We start from the raw sequence: 25,739 nt of genomic DNA, 5'->3' as shown, positions 1-25,739 counted from the left end.
GACATGACCCCCCGCCATGCCTGAAGCTCTTGGATTGATTCGCAGGCGGTATTGACGTTATAACCGAATAAAAGGATGTCCCCATGCAGATGCCCGAACCTGATCGTGAGATGATCCAGCGGCGCGAGGAAATCGCCTCCGGCCTCAGGAAACTGCTTGGCCCGAACGGGGTTGTCGCCGACCCGAAGTCGATGAGCGTTTATGAAAGCGATGGCTTGAACGGGTATCGGCAGACCCCGCTTGTGGTGGCGCTGCCGGCCGATACCGCCGAAGTTGCCGCGACCTTGCGCTATTGCAATGAAAACGGCATCAAGATCGTGCCCCGCGGGGCGGGAACCTCGCTGTCGGGCGGGGCGTTGCCGCTCGAAGACGGCGTGCTGCTCGGTCTTGGCCGGATGAACCGGATTCTTGAAATTGATTACGATAACCGTGCCGTGGTCACCCAGCCTGGCGTGACCAATCTTGCCATCACCCATGCGGTTGAGGGCAAGGGGTTTTACTACGCGCCGGATCCCTCAAGCCAGATCGCCTGCTCGATCGGCGGGAACGTGGCGGAAAATTCCGGCGGCGTCCATTGCCTCAAATACGGGCTGACCACGAACAACCTGCTCGGGCTTGAACTTGTCACCATGGATGGGGAGATACTGCGTCTTGGCGGCAAGCATCTCGATGCCGGCGGATATGATCTGCTCGGGGTAATGACCGGATCTGAAGGCCTGCTCGGCATCGTGACCGAAGTCACCGTACGAATATTGCAGAAGCCGGCGACCCGCAAGGCCCTGCTGATCGGGTTTGCCTCCGCCCTTTCTGCCGGTGAAGCGGTTGGCGCCATCATTGCCGAGGGGATTATCCCGGCGGGGATGGAAATGATGGACAACCCCGCCATCAATGCCGCCGAAGATTTCGTTTCAGCCGGTTACCCGCGGGAAGCCGATGCACTGCTGATCGTGGAACTCGACGGTCCCGAAGCCGAAGTGGAAATCCTCACCGAACGTGTCGCGGGCATTGTCAGGGGCAAGGATGCAACGATGATCCGTGTCAGCCAGACCGAAGAAGAGCGAGAGTTGTTCTGGGCCGGGCGCAAGACAGCTTTTCCGGCAATCGGCCGTATTTCGCCGGATTATCTCTGCATGGACGGCACGATCCCGCGGCGGCAGCTGCCGGAAATGCTCAGCCGCATGTCACGGATGAGCCAGCAATTCGGGCTCAGGGTTGCCAATGTCTTCCATGCAGGTGATGGCAATCTGCATCCGCTGATCCTCTTTGATGCCAACACGCCCGGGGATCTGGAGCGGGCAGAGGAATTTGGCGCGGCCATTCTCAAGGCCTGTGTTGAACTTGGCGGCGTGCTGACCGGGGAACATGGTGTCGGCGTTGAAAAACGTGACCTGATGGGAGAGATGTTCAGTGAAGACGACCTGAAACAGCAGCAACGGCTGAAATGTGCTTTTGATCCGGATCATCTGCTTAATCCCGGCAAGGTCTTCCCGGTATTGCACCGCTGCGCTGAACTTGGCCGATTGCATGTGCATCAGGGCCAGCTGCCCCATCCTGACCTGCCCAGATTCTGATGCGCGAGACAGAAACCCATACCGCCCCGGCGCTTGCGGTCACCGATAGAGAAGAGCTCAAGGATGCGCTCGCCGCAGCCGTCACGGACCGGACACGGCTTGAATTGCGCGGGCAGGGGAGTCGAACAGGTCTCGGCCGTCCGGTTGAAGCCGAAAGTGTGCTCGATATATCAGCTTTAAGCGGTATCACGGCCTATGAGCCGGATGAGCTCGTGTTGATGGCCAAAGCCGCAACCCCGCTTGCAGAAATTCTGAAAACCCTGGACGATGCCGGGCAGATGCTGGCATTCGATCCGCCCCTTGGTGCCGAGACGATTGATCAGGCAAAGGGGACCATCGGCGGTATTCTTGCAACGAACCTTTCAGGGCCGCGGCGGCTGGTTGCTGGTGCCGCAAGGGACTACCTGCTCGGGTTTCAGGCTGTATCCGGCCGCGGCGAGAGCTTCCAGTCCGGCAGCCGCGTGATGAAGAACGTCACCGGGTATGATCTTTCCAAACTGATGGCCGGGTCTTTCGGAACGCTTGCGGTGATGCATGACGTGACCATCAAGACGATGCCGAAACCTGAAGATGCGGCTAGCCTCATCTATTTCACCGATACCGCTGCCATGGCGCAGGAGCTTATCCGTGATGTGTTTGCAAGTCCGTATGAGCCATCTTCCGCGGCCATTATTCCGGCAGATCTTCTCGTTCATTCCCGGGTTGGGAACTTGCGTGATGCCAGCGATCAGCGTGTTGCCGCGGTGATCCGTATCGAAGGCTTTGAAATATCGATCCGGGACCGGGCTGATGGGATCATCGGAATATCAAGGCGGGTAAAGCCTTCCTTGCGCCTTGCCTCTAAGGAATCAGATCTTTTGCAGATGGAATTACGGGAAACGCTCCTTCTTCCCCGCCAGTCAAATCGCGTGATCTGGAAGATTTCCTGTCCGACCGCCGCCGGAGGTGTCTTGCTGGATCAATACATGGCACGCCCCAACTGTTCCGGCTATGCCGATTGGGGCGGCGGGCTCATCTGGCTTAATCACCCTGAAGGCCGGGATGCCAGCGCTGAAATTATAAGGGGGATGCTCAAGCAATATGGCGGGCATGCCACCCTTTATGAAGCTCCGGAGAATGTCCGGCGGGAGGTGCCGGTCTTTCATCCCCAGCCTGCGGCGCTTCATAATCTGTCCCGCCGTGTCAAGGCTGGCTTTGATCCGCTCGGCCTGCTCAACCCTGGCCGGATGTATAAAGGGGTCTAGCGATGCAGACGAATTTCACCACAAGCCAGCTGAAAGAACCTGACATTGCCCGCGCCGACAGTATCCTCAGGAAATGTGTTCATTGCGGCTTCTGCACGGCGACCTGCCCGACCTATGTTGAAACCGGGGATGAACGTGACAGCCCCCGGGGGCGGATCTGGCTTATCCGTGATCTGCTCGAAGGCAATCTTGAAAATGCCGACACAGCCGGTCATCATCTTGACCGTTGCCTGACCTGTCTTTCCTGCATGTCGACCTGTCCTTCGGGGGTGGATTACATGCATCTTGTGGATATCGGCCGCCGCCATGCGGACAAGGCGCGCCGCCCTGGATGGGCGGAAAACCTTCGTCGCCGGGTGCTTGTCTCGGTTCTGCCCCATGCGGGCCGGGCTTACGTGATGCTGATGCTGGGCTGGCTTGCCCGGCCTTTCCGCGTCTTTCTGCCGTCGTCACTGAGGGCCATGCTTGATGTGGTGCCGGCAAGGATGCCGCGGCTTGATAAAGTGGGAAGCCGGGATGTGATCTACCCGGCAGCAAGCGGCACCCCGAGCCATCGCGTCGCGCTTCTTGCCGGATGTGCCCAGCGGGCGATCGACCCGTCCATCAATGCCGCGACCATCCGGCTGCTCAATCGGCGTGGTGTCGAGGTGGTGGTGCGCCGGATGGCATCCTGCTGCGGGGCGGTGGCCAAGCATACCGGTGATGAAGTTTCAGCGGAAAAATCCATGGCAGCCACCATCCGCGCCTTTGCCGATGAAAAACGAGATGGCGGGCTCGATGCGATCATCATCAATACCTCCGGCTGCGGCACAACGGTGAAAGACTACGGTGATCATTTCGCGAGTGATGAGGGTCTTGCCGCTGATGCCGCGGCGGTTTCGGCGATGGCGATGGACATCACGGAATTTCTCGATCATATCGGCCTTGGTGAGGTGGATATGGAGCGAAGCCGAGGGCTCAGCGTTGCCTATCACGCCGCCTGCTCGCTTCAGCATGGCCAGCAGATCAGGACCCCGCCGAAGGATCTTCTGCGCCGGGCAGGTTTTGAGGTGCGGGAAGTCGCGGAATCCCATCTCTGCTGCGGTTCAGCCGGAACCTATAACGTCCTTCAGCCAGAGCTTGCCGGAAGGCTGAAGGCAAGGAAACTCAGGAATATCAATGCGGCGGCGGCGGATATCGTTGCGGCAGGCAATATCGGCTGTATCAATCAATTAAGCGCAAGCACCGCCCCCATCCTTCATACGGTGCAGCTGCTTGACTGGGCCACGGGCGGGCCGAAGCCTGCGGGCGTGAAAACGCCTGGCCTGAAATCCGCCAGCTGAACATCGCTCAAGTCCCGGTCAGTCCAGGCTGAAGAAATCGTTGCCCTTGTCGTCGGTGATGATGAAGGCGGGGAAATTTTCAACCTCGATTTTCCATACCGCTTCCATGCCGAGTTCCGGATATTCCAGCACGTCGACATGGCGGATCGCATCCATGGCCAGTTTTGCGGCAGCCCCGCCGATGGAGCCGAGATAAAACCCGCCATGTTTTTTACAGGCGTCCCGCACCGCCCGGCTGCGGTTGCCTTTGGCCAGCATGATCATGGAACCACCTGCGGCCTGGAATCGATCCACATAGGCATCCATCCGGCCCGCGGTTGTCGGCCCGAAACTTCCCGAGGGCAGGCCTTCCGGTGTTTTGGCCGGGCCCGCGTAATAGACTGGATGATCCTTGAAATATTGAGGCAGGTCGCCATCTTCCTCAAGCCGTTCAAGCAGTTTGGCATGGGCGATATCCCGGGCCACGATCAATGTGCCTGTCAGGCTGAGCCGGGTTTTGACCGGGTAGGCTGAAAGCGTTGCCAGCACATCCTTCATCGGCTGATTAAGGTTGATCGCAACCGCATCATCTTTCTCATCAACGGTGATATCCGGCAGGAAGCGGGCAGGGTCACGTTCCAGCCTTTCGATGAAGATACCGTCCTTCGTGATCCTGGCCATGGCCTGGCGATCTGCCGAACAGCTTACCCCGATCCCGACAGGGCAGGAGGCGCCGTGCCGTGGGAGCCGTATCACCCGGACATCATGGCAGAAATATTTGCCGCCGAACTGGGCACCTATGCCCATCTTTCGGGTCATCTGAAGGATTTCTTCCTCCCAGTTGAGATCACGGAAGGCATGTCCGGCCTCGCTGCCTTCGGTGGGGAGCGAATCCAGCGCCCGCACCGATGCCATCTTGACTGTTTTCATCGTCGTTTCGGCCGAGGTGCCGCCTATCACCACCGCGAGGTGATAGGGCGGGCAGGCGGCGGTGCCAAGCGAGCGGATGGCGCCGTCAATGAATGTCTTCAGCCCGTCCGGGTTGAGCAGCGCCTTTGTCTGCTGAAAAAGGAAGGATTTGTTCGCCGAACCTCCACCTTTCTGGATGAAGGTGAAATGATATTCCTGCCCCTTGCCGGCATAGAGATCAATCTGCGCGGGCAGATTGGTGCGGGTGTTGACCTCATCGAACATCGTCAGCGGCGCCAGTTGGGAATAGCGCAGATTGTTGTTGAGATAGGTGTTGTAGACGCCTCGTGAAAGCGCCTCGGCATCATCACCGCCGGTCAGGACACGCTCGCCTCTTGTGCCGCTGATGATGGCGGTGCCGGTATCCTGGCACATGGGCAGCACCTGGTCCGCCGCAATCACCGCATTCTTGAGCATTTCAAGGGCAACGAAACGGTCGTTTCTGGTAGCCTCCGGATCATCGAGGATGGCGCGGAGCTGGGCAAGATGGCCTGCCCGCAGAAGATGCGAGATATCCTTGAAGGCCCTCTCGGCCAGCAGCGTCAGCCCGGCCGGGTCAACGCGCAGGAATGTCTCTCCGTCAAGGGTGACTTCCCTGACATGATCTTCGGTGATCTTTTCCCATTCGGTTTCGGCGCCTGCGGTGGGAAACATGGGCGAATAGGTGAACGACATGCTTGATCCTGCAAAATCTCTAGGGTGGCAATTTCAGGTTTTCTTGCGGAATGTATCGAGCGAGACGACATCAGCCCCCTGGCTTTCCGCTCTGTTGTCGGCGGCGGTATCTTCCGTGTCACCTGGCGCATCCGGATCTTCCTGGTCATCTTCGGTGTCGGCCTCATGGGCGAACTGCAGCCCGAAGCCGACGGATGGATCATTGAAATCCAGAATGGACATGAAGGGGATGGTGAGTTTCTCGCGTTGCCCTCCAAAAGAAAGGGTGATGCAAAAATCCTTTTCCCCGATATGGAGATCCCAGTACTGATGCTGGATGATGATCGTCATTTTTTCGGGATGGCTTTCTTTCAGCCGGTCGGGGATTTCAACCCCCGGGTATTCGGTCAGGAAAGTGATATAGAAATGGGTGTTTCCGGGCAGGCCGTTCTGCTCGACGATCTTGAGTGACGAGCTGACAACGGTCCGCAAGGCCGTTTCAACCAGCAATTCGTAATTGATCTGTGGTGTAAAACTGTTGCCTTCGCTCATGGTTTCCCCCGGTGTCGTATCTTTAGTCTGCCACCACAAGATCACCAATGCAACCAGACATAAACGATATCTTCACATGAACTGCGCCAGAACGTCATCACCGGCAAGAGAGGACGCTTCTGTTGCCAGGTGCGCCCAAAACCCCGCCAGCAAGGCTCAACTTGACTGGACTTTAAAAGTGGTTATCGCAACCGCTGTTAAGCAGCAACGGCAACCGGAGCAGTGTTGTCATTTGCAACTACTCAATGGCCCGATATCGGTGGTGCCATGCCGAACGAAAACATTATCTTTACCACATGCGTCGATCCTGGTTCGCCCCCTCGGGATTTGGCGCAACCCATTTCGGGCCGGCCTTGATATGGTGGAGGCGCCGGGCACTGCCCCCGGGTCCGCTCTGCTTATTTCATAATGCGTTTATCGTCATAGCCGGTGCGACCGGCACGACCGCATGATACTCCCAATTGAACGGAATTCCAAGACCATCGGAAGATTTAACCTTGGGCATAATTTTCGGTGGTCAGGCGGTAGGGGCTCACGCTAGACTGGGTCTTTAACGCGAGGTGGATTTTGTCATGCACGCCTATCTTGATCTTGTTCGTCATATACTGGAAAACGGCACCAGAAAAGAAGATCGCACCGGCACGGGAACGATATCGGTGTTCGGCTGGCAGTCGCGTTATTCACTTCGGGACGGGTTTCCGCTTCTCACCACTAAGAAACTGCATACGAAATCGATCATTCATGAGCTGATCTGGTTTATTCGCGGCGATACGAATATCCGCTATCTTAACGATAACGGGGTTACGATCTGGGATGAATGGGCGGATGAGAATGGCGATCTCGGCCCGGTTTACGGCAAGCAGTGGCGCCGCTGGGAGGCGCCGGATGGCCGCGAGATTGATCAGCTCGGCGATGTTGTCGAGATGATCAGGAAAAGCCCTGATTCCAGACGCCTGCTCGTTTCCGCCTGGAACCCGCCCGAGGTTGGCCGGATGGCCCTGCCGCCCTGCCATTCCCTTTTTCAGTTCTATGTTGCGGAGGGGCGGCTTTCCTGCCAGCTCTATCAGCGCAGCGCCGATGTCTTTCTCGGGGTGCCGTTCAATATCGCCTCCTATGCGTTGCTGACACATATGGTGGCCGAAGTGACCGGCCTTGGCGTCGGGGATTTCATTCACACCATGGGTGATGCGCATCTCTATCTTGATCACCTTGATGTGGCGCGCGAGCAACTCACCCGTTCGCCGCGGCCCTTGCCGAGGCTTCGACTTGTCGATCCGCCCGCCCGGCTTGAAGATTTCACCGCCGATCATATCGTCATCGAGGATTACGATCCCCATCCCCATATTCCGGCAAGGGTTTCGGTCTGATGGGGGCGAAATATCCCTTGGTGGCGGTGGTGGCGATGGCACGGAATAGCGTCATTGGCGACGGGGAAAAACTGCTCTGGCATCTGCCGGGTGATCTGCCGCGGGTCAAGGCGCTGACCATGGGCAAGCCGCTTATCATGGGGCGGCGAACCTACCAGTCCATCGGCCGTCCCTTGCCGGGGCGGGCCAATATCGTCCTGACACGCTCGCCTGACTTTAATCCCGAAGGCGTCATCCCCGTTCACGATGCCGAAGCGGCGCTGAAGGCAGCGGCGGAATGGATCGGTGAAGACGCATCACGCGGGCAGGAGATCATCATTTTCGGTGGCGGCGATATCTACTGCACGTTTCTTGCCCAGACCAGCAGGATTGAGCTCACCGAGGTTGATCTTTCCCCCGAAGGCGCGGCCCGCTTTCCTGAAATCATCTCTTCGGACTGGCGGGAAACCAGCCGTGAGACGATCCCGGCTGAAGGAGATTTGCCATCTTATGCCTATGTGACGCTCGAACGCCTCCATCCTGAGCCGTATCGATAGGGCAGATACCCGCGTCACCCGGCCATTAATTTGCCGGCTATTAATTAATGGTGATCCTCGGCGCTGGTTTGGCGCTTTCCGGCAGGCTTGCGAGCAGGGTTTCGGCTATCTTTCGGTAGGCTTCGGCATGGCTGCTTTCCGGCTGGCTTGCGACGATCGGCGTGCCGGCATCGGCCGTCGCCCTGATTTCCATCTCCAGCGGGATCTTGCCGAGAAAGGGCAGGCCGAGTTTGCGGGCTTCCGCTTCGGCGCCGCCATGGCCGAAGATGGGTGAATTCTCCCCGCAGGACGGGCAGATGAAATAGCTCATGTTTTCAATGATCCCCAGCACGGGCACATTGACCTTGCGGAACATGTTCAGCCCCTTGCGGGCATCAATCAGCGCCAGATCCTGCGGTGTTGAAACGATCACCGCGCCGGCAAGTTTCGCCCGCTGCGACAGGGTAAGCTGGGCATCGCCCGTTCCCGGCGGCATGTCGATCACCAGAATGTCCGGCTCGCCCCAGGCGACATCCCGGAGCATCTGTTCCAGCGCGGACATGACCATGGGGCCGCGCCAGATGGTCGGCGCGTCTTCATCGACCAGAAACCCGATGGACATGGCTTTCAGCCCATAGGCATCAAGCGGGATCAGCTTGTTGTTTTCCGCGGTGGGCTTGCGGTTCAGCCCCAGCAGCCGGGGCAGGGACGGGCCATAGATATCGGCATCCAGAATGGCCACGGTCTTGCCAAGGGACTGGAAGGCCAGCGCCAGATTGATGGCGGTGGTGGATTTGCCCACGCCCCCCTTGCCCGAGGCAACGGCGATGACATGCGTTGCCGGCTGATGCATGTCGTTCTCGCCGCCATGGTGATGCCCCTGATGCGTGTGCCCCTGGGAAGGCGCCTCGCCTCCTTGAGGCTTCGGCTTGCTGTGTGCGGTGAGCATGGCGGTGGCGGAAAGCACCCCCGGCAGGGCAAGCACCACGCTTTCGGCGGCGTTTTTCAGCGGCGCGGCAGCGCTGGCATCGGCGGGATCGATCTCAAGGCTGAAGCCGATATGACCTTCCTTGATGATTACTCCTGAAATCTGGCCTCTTGCGACAAGGTCAATCACCTCGCCATCCAGTGAAACCGAGGAGAGCGCCTTGAGTACGTCTTCTTGAGAAAGTGTCTGTGTCATGCCTGCCCCTGAAAAAGGAAAACCTGTTGAAAATCGAAAACTTCGCTTGATATTGTGCTTGAAATCAACCGTCTTAATACAAATATGTAAAGAGCGATAGGATATGACAAGGTTCTGATATGATTTACTCGCTGTCACGGCCGGTGCATCATGTCGCAGGATCAAGAAGCGGAGAAACAGATGCCCTGGAACAATCAAGGAAATGGCGATGGCGGCGGCCCATGGGGAAGTGGACCGAAAAAGCCAGGTGGAGGATCACCCTTCGGTGGCAATCGCCCCCCGGAATTCGATGACGTGTTGCGCGAAGGCAGGGAACGCTTCACCAAAATGGTTCCAGGCGGTATCGGCAGCAAGCGTACGATCCAGCTTATTCTCCTTGTGCTTTTTACGCTCTGGCTTCTGTCCGGCTTTTACCGCGTCAATCCGCAGCAGCAGGGCGTGGTCCTGCGTTTTGGAGAATGGACGGCAACAACGTCGCCCGGCCTCCATTATCATCTTCCCTATCCGATAGAAACCGTCCTGACCCCTGAGGTCACCCGCGACAACCGTATCGATATCGGGTTTCAGAATCTGGGCCGGGGCGGGGCCAATACCCGCCGTGACATCCCTTCCGAAAGCCAGATGATCACCGGTGATGAGAATATCGTTGATATTGATTTCGTGGTTTTCTGGCGTATTGGTGATGCCGGGCAGTTCCTTTTCAATCTCGCCGATCCGGAAGAAACGACAAAGGTTGCCGCTGAAAGCGTGATGCGTGAAATTGTCGGCGGCGTCGATATCCAGTTTGCCCTCACCGATGGCCGCCAGCAGATCCAGTCCGAAGCCAAGACCCGCCTGCAGGATCTGCTGAATGAATACGAAGCCGGCGTGATTGTTCGTGAGGTGCAGCTTCTGGCCGTCGATCCCCCTCGTGACGTTATCGATGCCTTCAACGAAGTTCAGCGTGCGCGTCAGGACAAGGACCGGCTCAAGAACGAGGCGGAAGCCTACCGCAACGATGTCGTGCCCCGGGCCCGAGGTGAAGCCGCGCGCATCATTGCCGAAGCTGAGGCATATGCCGCCCAGGTGGTCAGCCAGGCCGAAGGTGATGCGTCACGCTTCCGTCAGGTGTATTCGGCCTATCTTGCCAACAAGGACGTGACCAAGGAACGCATCTATATCGAAACCCTTGAGGAAATTCTCTCCAATGTCGACAAGGTGATCATCGATCAGGGTACAGGTGGCCCTGGCGTGGTGCCGTATCTCGCCCTTCCTGAAATCAACAAGAAGACCCCGTAGGAAACCCGTCATGAAAACATCTACCGTCTCGATTATCGTTCTTGTTGTTCTTGGTTTTCTCGGTATCAACAGTCTTTTTGTTGTTGAGCAGACCCAGCAGGGTATTGTGCTTCAGTTTGGTGAGCCCAAGCGAACCATTCAGGAGCCCGGGCTCAACTGGAAACTGCCTTTTATCCAGAACGTCGTCTTTTATGAAAACCGGGTACTCTCCATGGTTTCTTCCGACAGCGAGGAAGTCATCCTCGCCGATCAGAAGCGACTTGAAGTCGATACCTATGCCCGGTTCCGCATCATGGACCCGCTGCTGTTTTATCAGACCGTCCGGAATGTTCGCGGTGTTGAACAGCGTCTTGATGCCATGATCGACTCATCCGTGCGCCGTGTGCTCGGGGGTGAAACCCTGCTCAGCATCCTCTCGGATGCCCGGAGTGAGATTATCCGCTCCATCCGGGAGGAGGTTAATCTTTCGGCGGAAAGCCTCGGGCTTGAGATTGTCGATGTCCGGATCAGGCGTGCGGACTACCCCGATGCTACGTCCCAGAATATTTTCAACCGGATGAAATCCGAACGTGAGCGTGAAGCCAAGGAATTCCGCGCCACCGGTGAGGAAGAAGCCCAGAAAATCCGCGCCGATGCCGACAAGCAGCGGACAGTTATGCTGGCTGAAGCCCGCCGCGAAAGCGAAATCGAACGTGGTGAGGGTGACGCGAAATCCATCCGTATCTATGCCGATGCCTTTGGCGAGGATGAGGAATTCTTCGCCTTCTACCGGTCCATGCAGGCCTATCGCGAAAGCTTCCGCCAGGATGGAACCTCACTTGTGATCTCGCCGGACAGCGAATTCTTCCGCTTCTTCGGCAATAAATCCGGCGTAGCCAGATAACCTGCCTGGTTTCAGGCGAATTGCGCAGGGATATGACTGATTATGGCCGTATCCCTGCCATTTTTTCAGGCGAAACATATGCATTACGTCATTATCAGGAGAAGATGATGCTACTGACGACACCAATCCATATATTTTCCTTTGCCCGGATGCGTCTTGCGGTCGGGACGATGGCAATGTTGTTCATGGTGGCCTGGATCATTCCCGTATCCGCGGCGGACCGCCCGGAAAGTTTTGCCGATCTGGCCGAACAGCTCAGCCCCGCGGTGGTCAATATCTCAACCACCACCGTTATTCAGAATCAGAACAACAATTTCCCGCAATTCCCGCCCGGCTCGCCGTTTGAGGATTTTCTTGAAGAATTCCGCAACCGTGACAGCAAGCGCCAGGCCCAGGCTCTTGGGTCCGGCTTCATTGTGGATCCGAAAGGAATTGTCGTTACCAACAACCACGTCATCGAAGAAGCGGATGAAATCCGCGTGACGCTATGGAACGATGAGACCTATGATGCCGAACTTCTCGGCCGCGATCCCAAGACCGATATCGCGGTGCTCAAGATCGATCCCAAGGGCAAGGAGCTTCAGGCGGTATCCTTCGGGAACAGCGACAAGCTGCGTGTCGGGGACTGGGTGCTGGCCATCGGCAACCCCTTTGGTCTTGGGGGCACGGTGACCGCGGGCATAGTCTCTGCCCGGGGCAGGGATATCGGCTCCGGCCCCTATGATGATTTCATTCAGACCGATGCGTCGATCAACCGCGGCAATTCCGGCGGCCCGCTCTTCAATCTTGATGGTGAGGTTGTCGGGATAAACACCGCCATTTTCTCGCAGACCGGCGGGTCGGTCGGGATCGGTTTTGCGATTGCCTCCAATCTTGCCGGCAATGTGGTAACCCAGCTTGAGGAATATGGCCGCACCCGCCGGGGATGGCTCGGGGTCTTCATTCAGGAAATCACCCCGGATATCGCCGAAAGCCTTGGCCTTGAAAATGAAAACGGCGCCCTTGTGTCATCGGTTCATCCCGATGGTCCCGCCGATGCGGGCGGCGTCCGCGCCGGTGACGTGGTGCTGCGCTTTGACGGCAAGGTGATTGAGGATATGCGTAGCCTGCCGCGCATTGTCGCCGAGACCTCGATCGGCAAGGAAGTCGAGGTCGATGTCCTGCGTGAAGGCAAGCCCCTGACTCTGAAAATCACCCTTGGTGAGCTGGAACAGGCGGAAAAGAACGGCCTGCTTTCAGGCGGGGTCCAGCGGCAGGACAGCCCCCATGATTTCGCCAGCCTCGGCTTTTCTGTCGCGCCGATCGATGATGCGGCAAGAAAGGAGTACGAGTTGCCTGAGGAAGTCAACGGCAATCCGCTCAACGGCGTCATCGTCACCGAAGTTGTCGATGGAAGCCCGGCGGCGGTACGCGGAATTACCAGGGGCGATGTTATCCGGCGGATCGGCCAGACCCAGATCATGATGGTCAAGGATCTGACCGAAGGCATCAGGGAAGCGCGGGAGCAGAAGAAATCCTCGGTCCTTCTTCTGGTTCGTCGCGGCGGCCGGGAGCGGTTTGTCGCAATCCCCCTCGAATAGACACCCCCTGGCACAAAGCCAGATCATGAATAAGGAAAAGGGCGGTCTTCGGGTCGCCCTTCTCGTTCATGGGGGCAGTTTCCATCACCTGATCATGCCCCAGCCCGGGGGTGTTCAGGCAAGCCTCAGGGCAGCACCATTTCGGTCTTGTCATATCCTTGCAGCCACAGGAGGCCGCGCAGATCCGCGTGGTCAAGGCAGGCGTCGGCCACGTCTTTAAGGGCCGGCTTTCCTCTATAGGCAACGCCAAGCCCTGCTGCCATGGTCATGCCCCGATCATTGGCGCCATCACCGATCGTGGCGACGTCATCCGGGCGGAGGCCGAGCTCGCGTGTCGCCACTTCAAGACGTGTCGCCTTGGCGTTCTGGTCAAGGATGGGGAGCGCAACCTCACCGGTGATCAGCCCGTCCCTGATGATAAGCTCATTAGCGTAATGCTCATCAAAACCGAGTTTTTGCGCAACGATCCGTGTCAGGAAGGTGAATCCGCCCGATGCCAGGATCGCATGGGCGCCATGGGCTTTCATCGTGGCCAGCAAAACCTCGGCCCCGGGGGTGTATTCAACCTCATTGATGATCTGCCGGATCAGGTGGTCGGGCTGGCCGCCAATCATCCGGACCCGTTCCATGAGGGACGCGGAAAAATCAAGTTCGCCGCGAATGGATCTGGCGGTAATCGCCGCGACGTCGTCACCTTTGCCGCTGAGGCGGGCCAGATCATCAAGGGATTCCGACGTGATGATCGTGCTGTCCATATCCGCAATCAGGAGAGATTTCCGCCGCCCTGCCGAAGGCAGAATATTGATATCAGCCGGGAAGGGCAGGTTGAGCTCCGCGCCTTTAAGCGGTGATCTACACTCAATATGAATCTCAACCGCAAGCCCGGGCCAGAGGAGGTGGCCATCGCCGACCTCCGCCCCTTGCGCGCTCAGCGCCCGGGCAAGATCTGTCTCTGCCGATACGGGCAGGGGGGTGGTCTCGGACGTGGTGAGGATCGCGACATATTGCATGATCACTTCTTATGGCGTATCGGCTAGGGTATGTCCATGGAAGAAAATCGCCCTGTCATCATTCTTGCCGGCCCCACCGCCAGCGGTAAATCCGCGCTGGCGCTCAACCTCGCGATGCGGGGTGATGGCGAGATCGTCAATGCCGACAGCATGCAGGTATATCGTGACCTGCCCTGCTTGACCGCTGTTCCCTCCATGGCGGAAAGAGAGGCGGTGCCACATCACAATTATGCCGTCCTTGATGGCGCCGAGCGCTGCTCGGTGGCGCGCTGGCTCGACATGACACGCAAGACCGTCGCTGAAATCCGTGGCCGGGGGCGCGTGCCGGTACTTGTCGGCGGCACCGGGCTTTATATAAGGGCGGCGCTTTCCGGTATCACGCCTCTTCCCGATATTCCGCCTGAAATCCGCGACAAGGCCACCGCCTTGCATCGTGAACTTGGGGGCAGGGCCTTTCGGGAAAAGCTGGCCGCCTACGACCCTGACCTTGCCGGACGGCTTGAGGACGGCGACAGCCAAAGGCTGGTGCGGGGCATGGAAGTCGCCATGGCCACCGGCCAGAAGCTCAGCGAATTGCAGCAGGCCCCGCCCGAAGGCGCGCTGCCCGGCCCGTTTCAGACGGTGCTGGTGATGCCGGAGCGGGCGGAACTCTACGCCAGAATTGACGCCCGCCTTCCCCGGATGCTGGAAAACGGCGCGATTGACGAAGCCAGAAGATTTGCCGCGCGTGATCTTGATCCGTCCCTGCCGTTGATGAAAGCCGTCGGCCTGCCGCCGCTGCTGGAGTTCACCCGGGGCCTCTTGTCGCAGGAAGAGGCGGCCCAACTTGCCTGCCGCGACACCCGCCGCTACGCCAAACGGCAGATCACCTGGTTCCGGCATCAGTTTTCAGCCATGTTTTGTGAAAAATCCCGGTTCGGTGAGCAATATTCGGAAAGTTTTTTTGATAAAATCTTGTCAAAAGTTGTTTTTAAGGGTTGACGTCACGCGGCACATATGAAAAAACAAGATCATTACGATACTGAAATTCAGCATCATCCGGCGCAGGCATGACCCCTGGGAGACCAGGCGTTTTGCTTGCTTTGTTTTTGGATTGATTTAGACATGACGCTTGTATGCTAAGGAGAGACGAGGCCATGACCGGCAAGACCGAAAATACCGCCAGCGATACCGCGGCAGAGACCATGACCATTTCCGGCGCCGAGGCTATCCTCCGGGTACTGGAAGATGAGGGCGTTGAGGTCATTTTCGGCTATCCCGGCGGGGCAGTCCTTCCTATCTATGATGCGATTTTCAAAAGCAACGCGATCCGCCATGTTCTGGTTCGCCATGAGCAGGCGGCGGTTCACGCTGCCGAGGGCTATGCCCGCTCCACCGGCAAGACGGGCGTCGTTCTCGTGACCTCCGGCCCCGGGGCGACGAACGCCGTGACCGGGCTTACCGATGCGCTCATGGACTCGATCCCTGTCTTATGTCTGACCGGGCAGGTGCCAACGCATCTGATCGGCAATGACGCGTTCCAGGAAGCCGATACGACGGGCATTACCCGCCCCTGCACCAAGCATAATTATCTGGTCAAGGACAGCACCAGGCTCTGCGCCACGCTGCGGGAGGCTTTCCACGTCGCCTCGACCGGGCGGCCAGGGCCGGTGGTGGTTGATCTGCCCAAGGATATCCAGCTTGCCGATGTCACCCTGACCCCGGCCCGGGTTGAGGAGACGACACGCCGCTACAAGCCGCGGACAACACCCGATAAGGCATTGATCCGCGAGGCGGCGGAAATGCTGGCCTCGGCCAGGCAGCCGGTGATCTACGGCGGCGGCGGCATCATCAATGCCGGTCCGAAAGCCTCCGACCGTCTTCGTGAACTTGTAGCCCTTACCGGATTTCCGACAACCCTGACCCTGATGGGGCTTGGTACCCTGCCGGCATCGGACAGCCATTTTCTCGGCATGCTGGGGATGCATGGCACCTATGAGGCCAATCTGGCCATGTATAACTGCGATGTGATGCTCAATATCGGTGCCCGTTTCGACGACAGGGTGACCGGCAAGACGAGTGAGTTTTCTCCCGGCTCAAAGCGGATCCATATCGATATTGATCCGTCCTCCATCAACAAGAACATTCAGGTCGATCTGCCGATTGTCGGCGACGCGGGTGAGGCGATCGAGATGCTGATCAAGGAACTCAAGGCGATAAAATTTGCGCCGGACAAAACCGCGCTTGACGCCTGGTGGAAGAAAATCAACAGCTGGAAGTCGATCAACTGCCTTGGATATGATCAGTCCGACAAGATCATCAAGCCGCAATATGCCATCCACCGCCTCTGGGAAAAGACGAAAGGCATGGATGCCTTCGTGACAACCGAAGTCGGCCAGCATCAGATGTGGGCGGCGCAGTATTTCGGCTTTGAGAACCCGAACCGCTGGATGACGTCGGGCGGGCTCGGCACCATGGGTTACGGCCTTCCGGCGGCCATGGGGGTTCAGATCGGCAACCCGGACGGGCTGGTGATTGATATTTCGGGCGAAGCATCGTTCATGATGAACATGCAGGAGCTTTCAACCCTCGCGCAGTACAATCTGCCGGTGAAGGTGTTCATCATCAATAACGAATGGATGGGCATGGTCCGCCAGTGGCAGGAGTTGATCCATGGCGGGCGGTATTCCGAAAGCTATTCGGAATCCCTGCCGGATTTCATCAAGCTTGCGGATTGTTTTGGCATGACCGGCCTTCGCGCGGAAAGCGTTGATGATCTCGACAGCGTGATTGATGAAATGCTCGCAACCAACGGCCCGGTTCTCGCCGATATCCGTGTTGCCAAGGAAGAAAACTGTTTCCCGATGATCCCGTCGGGTGCGGCGCATAATCAAATGCTTCTCGGGCCGCAGGACAAGGTGGCAGCACCGGTCTCCGAAGAAGGCATGGTTCTGGTTTAGGAAGATGACAATGTCGCAGAATTTGGCCGAAGCCCGGCACACGATTTCCGTTCTTGTTGATAACGAACCAGGTGTTCTGGCCCGGGTGATCGGCTTGTTTTCCGGTCGCGGGTACAATATCGAAAGCCTGACGGTTTCCGAAGTCGACCGGGTCCATCATATCTCCCGGATTTCCATCGTCACCCGGGGCACCCCGATGGTGATCGAACAGATCAAAGCCCAGCTCAACCGGATCGTGCCGGTGCATCTGGTGCGGGACCTGACAAGCGGCGGCGACCATATCGAACGTGAACTGGCGCTGGTCAAACTCATGAATACAGGGGATGAACGCATCGAAGCCCTCAGGATTGCGGATACGTTCCGTGCCCGGACACTTGACAGCACGCTGAAATCCTTTGTCTTTGAAATTACCGGAAGCAGCTCAAAGGTAGAAGCTTTCGTTGATCTGATGGCATCACTTGGGGAAGTGGAAGTGGCGCGTACCGGCGTTTCCGCGATTTCCCGCGGTGCCATAGCTGACATGCCGATCAGTCTCAAGACTGATGGCTGAACCCCCATCTAATCAGGAGAAAATCAATGCGGGTCTATTATGATCGTGATGCCGATGTCAATCTTATCAAATCCAAGAAAGTCTGTATTGTCGGCTATGGCTCACAGGGCCACGCCCATGCGGCCAACCTGAAGGACAGCGGTGTTGCCGAAGTTGCGGTTGCCCTGCGCGAAGGATCGTCGAGCCGGAAGAAGGCCGTCGAAGCCGGGTTCAAGGTCATGACGGTCAAGGAAGCCGCCGGATGGGCAGATCTGCTCATGATGCTGACGCCGGATGAACTTCAGGCAGAGATCTACGAAGAAGAGATTGCCGGCAATATGCGTCCGGGTTCCGCGCTCGCCTTTGCCCATGGCCTCAATGTTCATTTTGACCTGATCGTTCCCGCAAGCGACGTTGACGTGATCATGATCGCCCCCAAGGGCCCGGGCCATACGGTTCGCGGCGAATATGTCAAGGGTGGCGGCGTGCCGTGTCTGCTTGCCGTGCATCAGGATGCTTCGGGCAATGCCCATGATCTTGGTCTTTCCTATGCGTCGGCCATTGGTGGCGGTCGTTCCGGCGTCATTGAAACCAGTTTCCGTCAGGAATGCGAAACCGATCTTTTCGGTGAGCAGGCGGTCCTCTGCGGCGGCCTGTGTGAGCTGATCAAGGCCGGTTTCGATACGCTCGTTGATGCCGGATATGATCCGGAAATGGCGTATTTTGAGTGTCTCCATGAAGTCAAACTCATCGTTGACCTCATCTACGAAGGCGGGATCGCCAACATGAACTATTCCATTTCCAACACCGCGGAATATGGTGAATATGTCTCCGGCCCGCGGGTGATCACCGATGAGACACGTCAGGCCATGCGTGATATTCTCGATGATATCCAGTCCGGCCGCTTCACCCGTGACTGGATGCTGGAAAACAAGGCCCGCCAGTCCAGCTTCAAGGCGATGCGCCGAAATGCTGCCGATCACCGGATCGAGGCCGTGGGTGAAACCCTGCGCGGGATGATGCCATGGATTGGCGCAAACCGCCTGGTGGATAAATCCAAAAACTAAGTTTCCATATATATTCAGCGCCATAACGTGATAAATTCGCGTCATGGTGCTGGATTTAGCCACATTTCTGTATTAAAGATGGGGTAGGTCGATGGTTTTGCCACGATCCGCCGTGAAAACGGCCATGCAATTCTAGGGGACCGGATTTAGGGTATTGCTCATGCTAAACGCTATCAGAGGATTGTTTTCGGCTGATCTTGCGATCGATCTCGGAACAGCGAACACGCTTGTCTATGTCAAGGGACGCGGGATCATTCTTAATGAGCCTTCCGTGGTGGCCATCGCCCAGATCCGTGGCAAGCAGCAGGTTCTGGCGGTTGGCGAAGAGGCCAAGGTCATGCTGGGCAAGACACCTGGAAACATCCGCGCGATCCGCCCCATGGCAGATGGCGTGATTGCGGATTTTGAAGTCGCCGAAGAAATGATCAAGCATTTCATCCGCAAGGTGAACGGCAAAATGCCGCTTTCAAGCCCCCAGGTCATCATCTGCGTGCCCTCCGGGTCGACGGCGGTTGAGCGGCGGGCCATTCAGGAATCCGCTGAAAGTGCAGGCGCAAGACGTGTCTACCTGATCGAAGAGCCGATGGCAGCGGCTATTGGTGCAGGCCTGCCGGTGACGGAACCGTCCGGGTCCATGGTGGTGGATATCGGTGGCGGGACGACCGAAGTTGCCATCATTTCTCTTGGAAATATTGTCTATGCCCATTCCGTTCGCGTCGGTGGCGACAAGTTTGATGAAGCGCTGATCAATTACATGCGGCGCACGCATAATCTCCTGATCGGGGAGTCGACCGCGGAACGCATCAAGAAAGAGATCGGGATTGCCTGCAAACCTCAGGGTACAAACGGCCAGAAAATCTCGGTCCGGGGTCGCGATCTCGTCAACGGCGTGCCGAAGGAGATCCGGATCAACCAGGTGCAGGTTGCCGATGCGCTGTCCGATTCCATCCGCCAGATCATCGAGGGCGTGAAAGTCGCGCTCGAACAGACTCCTCCCGAACTTGCGGCAGATATCGTGGAAAAAGGCATTGTCATGACAGGTGGCGGCAGTCTCCTTGCCGAGATTGACACCGTGCTCAGGGATTCAACCGGCCTTGCCGTTTCCATTGCTGAAGATCCGCTGACATGTGTTGCTCTCGGAACCGGACGTTGCCTTGAAGAAATGCGGACCTTGCAGAACGTATTGGTTGGCGCATAAGGCAGACTATGGCCAGAACCAAGGGCAGTCGTAAACGTAGCCCGAAATCGAGCGGGATCACCAGACAGGTCCTGATCTTTGTCGCTTGCGTTGCGATGCTGCTTCTTGGCAAGGTGGATATCAGCGCGATCAATTCTGCCCGGACTGGCCTCACCGGATTTATCACGCCGATCGCCGAAGTTGTCTCCGTGCCGTTCCGGGCCGTCTATGCGATGGTAAGCAGCATGCAGGCCGTGGCCAATCTCCGTGAAGAAAACATCCGCCTCAAGGAAGATGTGGAACGTTTGCGCCAGTGGCGACGCAAGGCTGAAATTCTGCAAAACGAAAACCGGCAGCTCAGATCGGTCAGCGGCGTGATCATTCCAGGCGGGACAACACCTGTCGCTGCCCGGGTCATTGCCGTGAACGCGGACAGTTTTGCGCATTCCGTTCTCATCAACGCGGGCGCCTATGCCGGCATCAGGAAAGGCAACGCCGTGACCACCACCGACGGGCTGGTGGGCATCGTGGTGAGTGTTGGCGCCAAGCACAGCCAGGTTCTGCTGGTGACGGATATCAACGCCATGATCCCGGTCATCCTGTCGGCGTCGTCCTGGCCGGCGACAACAGCCGGGCTCAACAGTACCGAGCTTGATCTGAGGTTTCTGCCAGCCGAGGCCACGGCTAATCTTGATGATCTTGTTCAGACATCCGGTCATGGCGGCGTGTTGCCGCCCGGGATACCTGTTGGGCGTATTTCCGAAGTCCGTTCCGATATGATCAAGGTACGCCCGGTGGTTGATCTTCAGCGGCTGGGTTTTGTCTCTGTTCTGACCACGCCGGAAGATCCCGGATTTGCTCTTGATGATATTTACGATCAGACGTTCCGGACACTTCCAGAAGACGAACAGGGCTTCACCCTTGAAGGTATCAATGCCCTCGGCCAGCGCAGCCCTGAAAATGAAATTCCGTCCACCGGAGAAAGACCGTGACACCGCATGAAGAACATGAAGGCCCGCTTCTTCTGCCGCAGGTGATCGGGTTTGTCGGGATGCTGACCCTGGCCTTTGCTGAAAGTGCGCTTGGTCATATGCCGATATTTTTCGGCAGCGTGCCGCGGATCATGCTGATCATGCTTTTCATTCTGACCCTGCAATTGCCCGCAGCGCTGCCAACGTCGATGGTTGTCATCGTCGGTCTTGTCTATGATCTTGTTCAGGGCAGCCCGCTTGGCTATACCGTCAGCCTTATGGTGATCGTTCAGGCGGCGGTGATGTGGCGCCGGGTGAGGCTCGCGGATGCCGATGCCGGGACTGTCTGGTCCGAATTCGGCCTGGTGATGGCGGTTGTCCAGATCTATGGTCTGCTGGTATTGGTCCTTTACACCGGTCATTTTCCGGCCATCGGGCCTGTTCTGTTCCAGTTCGCGTCAACCGTGCTGCTGTTCCCGATCCTGTACTGGCTGACAATATTATCTTCCAACCTTTCTCTTGTCTGGCGGAGAGGCAGATGATCACCAGGAATATGCGTCTCCATGAAACCATGATCAGCCGCCGGGCCCTGATCCTTGGTGGCGCACAGGCACTCCTTGTCGGCGGTCTTGCTGCCAGACTCTATTATCTCCAGATTCAGGAAGGGCTGACCTATAACCGGCTCTCGGAACGCAACAAATATGATTTTCGCATCATCCCGCCGTCAAGGGGGCGGATTTTCGACACCCGCGGCAGGCTGCTGGCAGGTAATGCCGAAGCCTACGCGCTCAGCATCATCCCGGATTACACCCGTGATCTCGAACGGTCCTTGCGTCAGCTCGCCCGCCTGATCGAGTTAAGCGATGAAGAAATAGCCGCCATCCTCAAAGAAGCCTCGGGGCAGTCGTCTTTTCTGCCGATTATCATCCGTTCCGACCTGACCCAGCGGGAGGTTTCAAGGCTTGTGGTGCGCAGCCCCGAACTTTCGGGGGTAAGTTTTGCCAAAGTGGAAAAGCGTGTCTATCCCCAGGGGCTTCTGGTGGGGCATCTGACGGGATATGTCAACCGCGTCACCAAGGATGAAATCAACAAGGGGCTGATCACCCCTGAACTTGCCTCTCTTTTCACCGGCAAGACAGGGGTGGAAAAGGCGCAGGAGCAGGTCCTGCGCGGGGCCCCGGGCCGGGAGCGCATACTTGTCAATGCTCTTGGCCGTCCCATTCGCACCGCGGTGGATGATCAACCCAGTACCGGCAGGGATATCCGGCTCACGATTGATGTTGATTGCCAGCATCAGGCGCTGGCATGGCTGAAACAGGGGCCGCACAAATCTCTTCCGCGCTCTCACCCCAAGGTCAGGCGTGCGCTTTCGGCCAATCCTGATCTGGCCAGGTTGATCCCGGCGGCGGAAACGACCTTGTTTGAAGACAGCAAGGGCCGCATCATCCCGCCGGAAACAGGTTCGGTGGTGGTCATGGATATCCATACCGGTGCCGTTCGCACCCTTGTTTCCTCCCCGACATTTGATCCCAATGTCTTTTCCGGGCGTATCAGTTCAGCGGAATGGAAAGCGCTGATTGAAAACAAGCGGCGCCCACTTCTCGATCGCGCGCTTTCAGGTCAGTACAGCCCCGGTTCAACCTTCAAGATGCTGGTGGCGCTGGCCGCGCTTGAAGCCGGCGTTATCAGCGAAAAAACAACATTCTTCTGCCCCGGGCATAAGACCGTCGGCAACAAGGATTTTCACTGCTGGCAGAAACTGGGGCATGGCACGGTCAATGTATTGCAGGCGATTGAACAGTCCTGTGATGTGTTCTTTTATGAAATCGGCCTTAAGACAGGGATTGCGCGAATAGCTGAAATGGCACATCGGCTCGGCCTCGGCCAGAAGACAAGAATAGGTCTGCCCGGGGAGAAGAACGGGCTTGTTCCCGACAAGGATTGGAAGGAAAAGGCCATCGGCAGTTTCTGGACCCTCGGGGAAACCGTCAATGCGTCGATCGGCCAGGGCTATGTGCTGTCAACGCCGCTTCAACTGGCCGTGATGACGGCGCGCCTCGCCAACGGGAAGAAAGCCGTTGAACCAACGGTGATGGAAGCTCAAGGCGAGGTGCCCGAATTCGCGGATCTGGAGATCAATCCCTATGCGCTTAAAATCATCCAGCGCAGCATGCGGCGGGTGATGAACGGCAAACTGGGAACGGCCCGGAATCATGATCTCACCGATGAGGGATATCCCCTTGCCGGCAAGACCGGAACAGTACAGGTCAAGGCCATCACCAAGGCTGAGCGGGAAAGCGGCATCATCGACAATATCGACCGGCCATGGAAGTTTCGCGATCATGCGCTTTTTGTCGGCTATGCCCCGTATGATGCGCCGAAATACGCGATTTCCGTTATTGTCGAGCATGGCGGCGGCGGCTCCTCGGTTGCAGCGCCGATTGCAAGCAAGGTGATGAATCACATATTGAAGGAGGGGATCTGATGAAACCCGCCCTGATGCCATCGCGTCATCTTGCGCATCCGCTGGCGCCGCCGGTTTCCGCATTACAGCGTCTCCGCAAGATCCCCTTGTCCATGATACTTATCCTGATCGTGCTGGGCCTCATCGGGGTACTTGCGCTCTATTCCGCTGCGGGCGGCAGCTGGTCGCCATGGGCGTCACGTCATCTGATCCGGGTTGGTCTTGGACTGGTATTGATGGCGGGGATTGCGGCGGTGCCGATCTGGTATTACCGCAAACTGGCCGCTGTCGGATGGGCGGGGTCTATCCTGCTTCTGGTGTCCCTTCGATTCATTGGCACCGGGGAGGGGGTGCAGCGATGGATCAGTATCGGCGGCTTTAATCTGCAACCATCTGAGCCGGCAAAACTTGCCGTCATTCTCACCCTTGCCGCCTATTTTCATACCATCAACCCTGAATTGCTCCGCCGGGTCCTGACCTATGTTCCGGCTTTCATCATTGCGCTGGTGCCGTTTGCTTTGGTCTTGATCCAGCCTGATCTCGGGACCTCGGTCATGCTCTTCGGTTCAGCCGCGGCGGTGGTTTTTATTGCCGGCATGCCGCGCTGGATGGTGATGGGAATTTTTGGATTTGCACTTGCCGCAATACCTGTTCTCTGGTCCCAGCTCTATCAGTATCAGCGCGACCGGATTCTCATCTTCCTCAATCCCGGCGCAGATCAGCTCGGGGCAGGCTATCAGATCACCCAGGCCAAGATCGCCCTCGGCAGTGGTGGTTTTCTGGGTAAAGGGTATCTTCAGGGCAGCCAGAGCCGGTTGAATTACCTGCCCGAAAAGCAGACCGATTTTGTCTTTACCATGATCGGTGAAGAATTCGGCTTCATCGGCTGTATTGCCATTCTCGGGCTGTATATCGGGCTGATTGCGCTGCTTTTGCGCACCGGCCTGCAGCTGAAATACCGGTTTTCCAAACTGATGATCTTCGGCATATCCATGATGCTGTTTCTCTATCTTTTTGTAAATATCGGCATGGTGACGGGGATGCTGCCGGTGGTTGGCTCGCCCCTGCCGCTGATTTCCTATGGCGGGACTGCGATGATAACGGTGTTCATTGCCATGGGGCTGGTGATCAGCGCCGTGATATATGATCACGAAAGCCGGGATTGATGGCGCGGCTCGGGGTTTCGCCTCATGCAGGGCTTAAGGCAAAACAGCGTCTTGCGCTGACCCCGCGGATGCGGCAGTCGATTGCCGTTCTCTCTCTTCGAGGCGCTGGCATCAGCCGCCTTGCCGAAGATCTTCAATCCGCCAACCCGCTTCTTGATATCACCCTGCCTGAAGACCACCCCCTTTCAGGGCATGGGCAGGATATCCCGCTTGATATGGGGCATATCTCCGGGGAAGCGCTTCACCCTGTCACCCTGGCAGAACATCTCTTTCGCCAGATCAACCAGTCTCTCCGCGACCCGTCGGAAAGGGCGGTGGCGATGGCGCTTGTTGAGCATGTTTCGCCCGCGGGCTGGCTTGATCCTTCGGGCGTCGAGGCGGCCCGCTCCATGGGCATGGATGAGGCGGCATTTGAAGAACTGATGGCCCGGCTTCATGAACTTGAACCTGCCGGTGTCTTTGCCCGCAACCTTGCCGAATGCCTCAGGATACAGCTTGCCGATCAGGGCAGGCTGACGGAATCCGCAACCGCGGTGCTGGCGCATCTTGATCTTCTTCCCGAAGAAGGGGTTGCGGGGCTTGCCCGCATCACGGGGCTTGATCCGCAAGAGATCGAAGCGGTGCTGGCTGGGATGAGATCATGCAACCCCCGCCCGGGTGCCGGGTTTCTGGTGGACCGGGGGGATATCTTCCGGCCTGATCTGATCATTGAAAAATCCGAACATGGCTACAGTATTGCCGTCAATCAGGCAAGCCTGCCCCGGGTTGAGCTCATGCCTGAAGACGACGGCGAGGAGGATGAAGCCACCCGCCTGCTCCGCAAGAAGGCAAGGGAAGAAGCCGGCTGGCTTAATGCCGCTATTCGCCAGCGTTCGGCCATGTTGCTTGAAGCCGGTGTTATTCTGCTTCGGGTGCAGAAGGAATTCCTTGATCAGGGAGATGCGGGAATACGGCCGTATCGCATGCAGGATCTGGCCGAAGAGATGGGATGCCACAAGAGCACGATCAGCCGTCTTGTCGTCGACAAACTCTGCCAGACCCCGCGTGGCATGATTGCGCTCAAGGATTTTTTTGCGGTGGGGCTTGGTCAACCTGATGGAAGCCAGGTGGCGGGCCGGGCGGTTTCCGCCCATATCTCAAGGCTTGTGGCCGAAGAGGACATATCTATGCCGCTTTCCGATGATACCTTGGCTGAAAAACTTGGCCGTGAAGGGATCATCGTTGCACGCCGGACCATTGCGAAGTATCGTCAACTGGCCGGATTGCCCAATTGGCGTGGCCGCCTCGATGCGAATTCCATGAAACCCGAAAGGAAGTGA

Annotated in this window: 22 protein-coding genes and 1 other RNA gene; 18 read left to right on the top strand and 5 right to left on the bottom strand. The window is 57.6% G+C overall.

The genetic code is table 11. The annotated features are described in order from the left end of the window. Positions 1 to 83 precede the first annotated feature (83 nt). From AB8880_07765 to glcF, 3 genes are read left to right on the top strand one after another with little or no spacing between them, the layout of a single operon-like run. On the top strand, positions 84 to 1,571 hold the full coding sequence (locus AB8880_07765) for an FAD-linked oxidase C-terminal domain-containing protein (protein XDZ64822.1): 1,488 nt from the start codon (positions 84 to 86) through the stop codon (positions 1,569 to 1,571). Beyond that, positions 1,571 to 2,815 (top strand): FAD-binding protein, encoded by a 1,245-nt coding sequence (locus tag AB8880_07760; protein ID XDZ64821.1) that lies wholly within the window; start codon positions 1,571 to 1,573, stop codon positions 2,813 to 2,815. The genes AB8880_07765 and AB8880_07760 overlap by 1 nt, the downstream gene beginning before the upstream one ends. Positions 2,816 to 2,817: 2 nt before the next feature. Continuing rightward, positions 2,818 to 4,137, top strand: coding sequence for a glycolate oxidase subunit GlcF (glcF, locus tag AB8880_07755; protein XDZ64820.1), 1,320 nt, complete (start codon positions 2,818 to 2,820; stop codon positions 4,135 to 4,137). Positions 4,138 to 4,155: 18 nt separating this feature from the next. Here the strand turns inward: glcF and AB8880_07750 are convergent, their stop codons facing one another. The 3 genes from AB8880_07750 to ssrA all read right to left on the bottom strand — a co-directional run bounded on the left by AB8880_07750 (position 4,156) and on the right by ssrA (position 6,772). Further along, positions 4,156 to 5,760 (bottom strand): fumarate hydratase, encoded by a 1,605-nt coding sequence (locus AB8880_07750; protein XDZ64819.1) that lies wholly within the window; start codon positions 5,758 to 5,760, stop codon positions 4,156 to 4,158. 33 nt (positions 5,761 to 5,793) lie between these two features. Further along, positions 5,794 to 6,291 carry an SspB family protein gene (locus tag AB8880_07745; GenBank protein ID XDZ64818.1) on the bottom strand — a complete coding sequence of 166 codons (498 nt, stop codon included), beginning with the start codon at positions 6,289 to 6,291 and terminating at the stop codon, positions 5,794 to 5,796. Between the two features lie 108 nt (positions 6,292 to 6,399). Beyond that, positions 6,400 to 6,772, bottom strand: a transfer-messenger RNA (tmRNA) gene (gene ssrA / locus AB8880_07740). Between the two features lie 91 nt (positions 6,773 to 6,863). Here ssrA and AB8880_07735 point away from each other — a divergent pair. Together AB8880_07735 and AB8880_07730 are read left to right on the top strand one after the other, a co-directional pair. After that, positions 6,864 to 7,658, top strand: coding sequence for a thymidylate synthase (locus AB8880_07735; GenBank protein ID XDZ64817.1), 795 nt, complete (start codon positions 6,864 to 6,866; stop codon positions 7,656 to 7,658). Continuing rightward, positions 7,658 to 8,194 carry a dihydrofolate reductase gene (locus AB8880_07730; GenBank protein XDZ64816.1) on the top strand — a complete coding sequence of 179 codons (537 nt, stop codon included), beginning with the start codon at positions 7,658 to 7,660 and terminating at the stop codon, positions 8,192 to 8,194. The genes AB8880_07735 and AB8880_07730 overlap by 1 nt, the downstream gene beginning before the upstream one ends. A 40-nt stretch (positions 8,195 to 8,234) precedes the next feature. On the opposite strand, the gene AB8880_07725 is transcribed toward AB8880_07730, so the two are convergent. Then, the gene (locus AB8880_07725) at positions 8,235 to 9,356 is read right to left on the bottom strand and encodes a P-loop NTPase (protein ID XDZ64815.1); all 1,122 of its coding nucleotides are present in this window, start codon (positions 9,354 to 9,356) and stop codon (positions 8,235 to 8,237) included. Between the two features lie 180 nt (positions 9,357 to 9,536). On the opposite strand from AB8880_07725, the gene hflK reads away from it, so the two are divergent. The 3 genes from hflK to AB8880_07710 all read left to right on the top strand — a co-directional run bounded on the left by hflK (position 9,537) and on the right by AB8880_07710 (position 13,097). Continuing rightward, entirely contained in the window at positions 9,537 to 10,634 is a 1,098-nt protein-coding gene (gene hflK / locus AB8880_07720; GenBank protein XDZ64814.1) for an FtsH protease activity modulator HflK, read from the top strand. 10 nt (positions 10,635 to 10,644) lie between these two features. Next, on the top strand, positions 10,645 to 11,517 hold the full coding sequence (hflC, locus tag AB8880_07715; GenBank protein XDZ64813.1) for a protease modulator HflC: 873 nt from the start codon (positions 10,645 to 10,647) through the stop codon (positions 11,515 to 11,517). 104 nt (positions 11,518 to 11,621) lie between these two features. Then, the gene (locus AB8880_07710; protein ID XDZ64812.1) at positions 11,622 to 13,097 is read left to right on the top strand and encodes a DegQ family serine endoprotease; all 1,476 of its coding nucleotides are present in this window, start codon (positions 11,622 to 11,624) and stop codon (positions 13,095 to 13,097) included. A gap of 125 nt (positions 13,098 to 13,222) precedes the next feature. On the opposite strand, the gene serB is transcribed toward AB8880_07710, so the two are convergent. Further along, a complete protein-coding gene (serB, locus tag AB8880_07705; protein ID XDZ64811.1) occupies positions 13,223 to 14,107 on the bottom strand; it encodes a phosphoserine phosphatase SerB in 885 nt (294 codons plus the stop codon). Positions 14,108 to 14,143: 36 nt separating this feature from the next. On the opposite strand from serB, the gene miaA reads away from it, so the two are divergent. From miaA to rpoN, 10 genes are all read left to right on the top strand, one after another. Further along, positions 14,144 to 15,088: a tRNA (adenosine(37)-N6)-dimethylallyltransferase MiaA gene (gene miaA, locus AB8880_07700; protein XDZ64810.1), complete on the top strand. Its 945-nt coding sequence runs from the start codon at positions 14,144 to 14,146 to the stop codon at positions 15,086 to 15,088. Positions 15,089 to 15,243: 155 nt separating this feature from the next. Beyond that, a complete protein-coding gene (locus AB8880_07695; protein ID XDZ64809.1) occupies positions 15,244 to 17,046 on the top strand; it encodes an acetolactate synthase 3 large subunit in 1,803 nt (600 codons plus the stop codon). A gap of 10 nt (positions 17,047 to 17,056) precedes the next feature. Beyond that, positions 17,057 to 17,596: an acetolactate synthase small subunit gene (gene ilvN, locus AB8880_07690; protein ID XDZ64808.1), complete on the top strand. Its 540-nt coding sequence runs from the start codon at positions 17,057 to 17,059 to the stop codon at positions 17,594 to 17,596. 26 nt (positions 17,597 to 17,622) lie between these two features. Then, positions 17,623 to 18,642 (top strand): ketol-acid reductoisomerase, encoded by a 1,020-nt coding sequence (gene ilvC / locus AB8880_07685; GenBank protein ID XDZ64807.1) that lies wholly within the window; start codon positions 17,623 to 17,625, stop codon positions 18,640 to 18,642. Between the two features lie 160 nt (positions 18,643 to 18,802). Continuing rightward, entirely contained in the window at positions 18,803 to 19,840 is a 1,038-nt protein-coding gene (locus AB8880_07680; GenBank protein XDZ64806.1) for a rod shape-determining protein, read from the top strand. A gap of 8 nt (positions 19,841 to 19,848) precedes the next feature. Next, positions 19,849 to 20,811 carry a rod shape-determining protein MreC gene (mreC, locus tag AB8880_07675; GenBank protein XDZ64805.1) on the top strand — a complete coding sequence of 321 codons (963 nt, stop codon included), beginning with the start codon at positions 19,849 to 19,851 and terminating at the stop codon, positions 20,809 to 20,811. Further along, the gene (locus tag AB8880_07670) at positions 20,808 to 21,332 is read left to right on the top strand and encodes a hypothetical protein (protein ID XDZ64804.1); all 525 of its coding nucleotides are present in this window, start codon (positions 20,808 to 20,810) and stop codon (positions 21,330 to 21,332) included. The genes mreC and AB8880_07670 overlap by 4 nt, the downstream gene beginning before the upstream one ends. After that, positions 21,329 to 23,275, top strand: coding sequence for a penicillin-binding protein 2 (gene mrdA, locus AB8880_07665; GenBank protein ID XDZ64803.1), 1,947 nt, complete (start codon positions 21,329 to 21,331; stop codon positions 23,273 to 23,275). Before AB8880_07670 ends, mrdA begins: the two co-directional genes overlap by 4 nt. Then, the gene (gene rodA / locus AB8880_07660; protein ID XDZ64802.1) at positions 23,275 to 24,420 is read left to right on the top strand and encodes a rod shape-determining protein RodA; all 1,146 of its coding nucleotides are present in this window, start codon (positions 23,275 to 23,277) and stop codon (positions 24,418 to 24,420) included. The genes mrdA and rodA overlap by 1 nt, the downstream gene beginning before the upstream one ends. Further along, positions 24,420 to 25,739 (top strand): RNA polymerase factor sigma-54, encoded by a 1,320-nt coding sequence (gene rpoN / locus AB8880_07655; protein ID XDZ64801.1) that lies wholly within the window; start codon positions 24,420 to 24,422, stop codon positions 25,737 to 25,739. The genes rodA and rpoN overlap by 1 nt, the downstream gene beginning before the upstream one ends.

The organism is Alphaproteobacteria bacterium LSUCC0684, from assembly GCA_041228335.1.
Taxonomy (GTDB): domain Bacteria; phylum Pseudomonadota; class Alphaproteobacteria; order Puniceispirillales; family UBA1172.
Note: the sequence above shows the minus strand (reverse complement) of the source record. Positions and strands in the feature narration are given on the sequence as shown.

Bases quoted from the DNA above. Each gene is read 5' to 3' on its own strand.
- AB8880_07680 (XDZ64806.1), top strand. From the start codon at position 18,803: ATGCTAAACGCTATCAGAGGATTGTTTTCGGCTGATCTTGCGATCGAT.
- AB8880_07710 (XDZ64812.1), top strand. From the start codon at position 11,622: ATGATGCTACTGACGACACCAATCCATATATTTTCCTTTGCCCGGATG.
- glcF (XDZ64820.1), top strand. From the start codon at position 2,818: ATGCAGACGAATTTCACCACAAGCCAGCTGAAAGAACCTGACATTGCC.
- ilvN (XDZ64808.1), top strand. From the start codon at position 17,057: ATGTCGCAGAATTTGGCCGAAGCCCGGCACACGATTTCCGTTCTTGTT.
- AB8880_07730 (XDZ64816.1), top strand. From the start codon at position 7,658: ATGGGGGCGAAATATCCCTTGGTGGCGGTGGTGGCGATGGCACGGAAT.
- ilvC (XDZ64807.1), top strand. From the start codon at position 17,623: ATGCGGGTCTATTATGATCGTGATGCCGATGTCAATCTTATCAAATCC.
- AB8880_07695 (XDZ64809.1), top strand. From the start codon at position 15,244: ATGACCGGCAAGACCGAAAATACCGCCAGCGATACCGCGGCAGAGACC.
- rodA (XDZ64802.1), top strand. From the start codon at position 23,275: ATGAAACCCGCCCTGATGCCATCGCGTCATCTTGCGCATCCGCTGGCG.
- hflC (XDZ64813.1), top strand. From the start codon at position 10,645: ATGAAAACATCTACCGTCTCGATTATCGTTCTTGTTGTTCTTGGTTTT.
- mrdA (XDZ64803.1), top strand. From the start codon at position 21,329: ATGATCACCAGGAATATGCGTCTCCATGAAACCATGATCAGCCGCCGG.
- rpoN (XDZ64801.1), top strand. From the start codon at position 24,420: ATGGCGCGGCTCGGGGTTTCGCCTCATGCAGGGCTTAAGGCAAAACAG.
- AB8880_07750 (XDZ64819.1), bottom strand. From the start codon at position 5,760: ATGTCGTTCACCTATTCGCCCATGTTTCCCACCGCAGGCGCCGAAACC.
- AB8880_07725 (XDZ64815.1), bottom strand. From the start codon at position 9,356: ATGACACAGACACTTTCTCAAGAAGACGTACTCAAGGCGCTCTCCTCG.
- AB8880_07735 (XDZ64817.1), top strand. From the start codon at position 6,864: ATGCACGCCTATCTTGATCTTGTTCGTCATATACTGGAAAACGGCACC.
- serB (XDZ64811.1), bottom strand. From the start codon at position 14,107: ATGCAATATGTCGCGATCCTCACCACGTCCGAGACCACCCCCCTGCCC.
- miaA (XDZ64810.1), top strand. From the start codon at position 14,144: ATGGAAGAAAATCGCCCTGTCATCATTCTTGCCGGCCCCACCGCCAGC.
- AB8880_07745 (XDZ64818.1), bottom strand. From the start codon at position 6,291: ATGAGCGAAGGCAACAGTTTTACACCACAGATCAATTACGAATTGCTG.
- hflK (XDZ64814.1), top strand. From the start codon at position 9,537: ATGCCCTGGAACAATCAAGGAAATGGCGATGGCGGCGGCCCATGGGGA.
- AB8880_07765 (XDZ64822.1), top strand. From the start codon at position 84: ATGCAGATGCCCGAACCTGATCGTGAGATGATCCAGCGGCGCGAGGAA.
- mreC (XDZ64805.1), top strand. From the start codon at position 19,849: ATGGCCAGAACCAAGGGCAGTCGTAAACGTAGCCCGAAATCGAGCGGG.
- AB8880_07760 (XDZ64821.1), top strand. From the start codon at position 1,571: ATGCGCGAGACAGAAACCCATACCGCCCCGGCGCTTGCGGTCACCGAT.